Source organism: Streptomyces atriruber (assembly GCF_001418325.1).
Taxonomy (GTDB): domain Bacteria; phylum Actinomycetota; class Actinomycetes; order Streptomycetales; family Streptomycetaceae; genus Streptomyces; species Streptomyces atriruber.
On sequence record NZ_LIPN01000673.1, the window covers coordinates 1 to 1,975 of the forward strand.

Consider the following 1,975-nt stretch of genomic DNA (forward strand, 5'->3'; position numbering starts at 1 on the left):
CACCCCGAAGCGGTCGGCGAGTTCGCGCTCGACCAGCCGGTCGCCCGGTCCGAGGCGCCCGGCGATGATCTCCTGCCGCAGCTCGGCGAGCACGCGTTCGCGTACGGCACCCAGCGGCTGCTCCACGGTCGTCATGACGTCCATCATGGCCGAACCCCGCGTCGATTTACCGATTCGTAACCGTAAGGACATTGCCGGGCGCCATCGGTGGCGGGAACATGACGGAATCTTTGGTATACCAAATTTTGGCATACCAAAGGGTCGCAGTGTGCCGCACCTCCGTCCCCCTCCAGGAGGCCCCGTGTCCCTCGCCCAACGCACCGAAGCGCCCGCCTTCGTCCCCGATCCCCGGCTCACCAACGAAGACCTCGCCCCCACGGCCGAACGCAAGTGGAAGGTCTTCGACCTCTTCGCCCTGTGGATGTCCGACGTCCACAACCTCGGCAACTACACGTTCGCCGCGGGTCTGTTGGTGCTCGGCCTCAACGTCTGGCAGATCTTCACCTCGCTCCTCGTCGGCTTCGTGCTCATCTACGCCGGAATGAATCTGATGGGGCGCGTCGGACAGCGCCACGGCGTGCCGTTCCCCGTCGTCAGCCGCATCAGCTTCGGCGTCTGGGGCGCCAACATCCCCGCCCTGATCCGGGCCGTGATCGCCATCATGTGGTACGGCATCCAGACCTATCTCGCCTCCATCGCGGTCAACGTCATGCTGATCGCGGCCTTCCCGGGCCTGGAGTCGTGGACCGAGCCCTCCTTCCTCGGGCTGCACGCCCTCGGCTGGTGCTCGTTCGTCGCCCTGTGGCTGGTGCAGGGGCTGATCATGACCCGGGGCATGGAGTCCGTACGCAAGTTCCAGGACTTCTGCGGCCCCGCCATCTGGATCGTGATGATCGCCCTCGCCGTGTGGATCCTCTGGAAGGCGGGGTGGACCATCTCGCTGACCTCGACCCCGCACCCGGTCTCCACGGGGGAACAGGTCAGGCAGTGGTTCGGCGCGATCGGCCTCATCCTCGCCACCTACGGCACGCTGATGCTCAACTTCTGCGACTTCTCGCGCTTCGCCCCCGACTACCGCACCGTCAAGCGCGGCAACTTCTGGGGCCTGCCCATCAACTCGACGGCCTTCGTCATCCTCTCGGTGGTCGTCACGGCGGGCAGCCTGGAGGTCTTCGGCAAGGCCATCACCGACCCCGCCGAACTCGTCGCCGAGATCGGCAACACCTGGGTCCTCGTCTTCGGCGCGCTCACCTTCGCCGTCGCCACGATGGGCGTGAACATCGTCGCCAACTTCGTCTCGCCCGCGTACGACCTGGCCAACGTCTGGCCGCAGAAGATCACCTTCAAGATCGGCGGGATCATCTCCACGGTCGCCGCGCTGCTGGTCACGCCGTGGAACCTCTACTCCAACCCGACCGTCGTCAACTACTTCCTCGGCGGCCTCGGCGCGTTCCTCGGACCGCTGTTCGGCATCATCGCGGTCGACTACTACTGGGTGAAGCGCGGACGCATCGACGCGGAGGCGCTGTTCAGCGCGGAGCCGGGCTCGGCGTACTACTACCGCAAGGGAGTCAACCCCAGGGCGCTGGGGGCCTTCCTGCCGACGGCGGGCGTGGCGGCCGTCTGCGCGCTCGTGCCGTTCTTCGACCAGGTCGCGCCCTACTCCTGGTTCATCGGGACGGTGACGGCCGCGCTGCTGTACGCGGGGCTGTGCCGGTCAGAACGGGCGGCGGCCGGTGCCGTGACCGGTTCCGCGGCCGGGTCCGCCGCCGGGGCGGAGGGCTGAGGCGCGTGCGCATCGTCGTCACCAACTGCAACACGACGGGGTCGATGACCGAGGAGATCGTGCGGGGCGCGCGCGACGCGGCGTCCGCCGGCACCACGGTCACCGGGCTCACCCCTGCCTGGGGCGTGGAGTCCGCCGAGGGCTGGCTCGACAGCTACCTCTCGGCCGCCGCCGTCCTCGACGCGCTGC

2 protein-coding genes and 1 pseudogene are annotated in these 1,975 nt (G+C 68.0%); 2 read left to right on the plus strand and 1 reads right to left on the minus strand.

Annotated elements, in window-relative coordinates; genetic code table 11:
- Positions 1–135 (minus strand): GntR family transcriptional regulator (locus AOK03_RS41620; RefSeq protein WP_425264460.1); only part of this gene is annotated, 135 nt, incomplete at its 3' end.
- 166 nt (positions 136–301) lie between these two features.
- On the opposite strand from AOK03_RS41620, the gene AOK03_RS39935 reads away from it, so the two are divergent.
- Positions 302–1,786, plus strand: a complete 1,485-nt coding sequence (locus tag AOK03_RS39935) for an NCS1 family nucleobase:cation symporter-1 (protein ID WP_055570210.1) — start codon at positions 302–304, stop codon at positions 1,784–1,786.
- 5 nt (positions 1,787–1,791) lie between these two features.
- A pseudogene (locus AOK03_RS39940) lies at positions 1,792–1,975 on the plus strand (aspartate/glutamate racemase family protein); the annotation flags it as partial.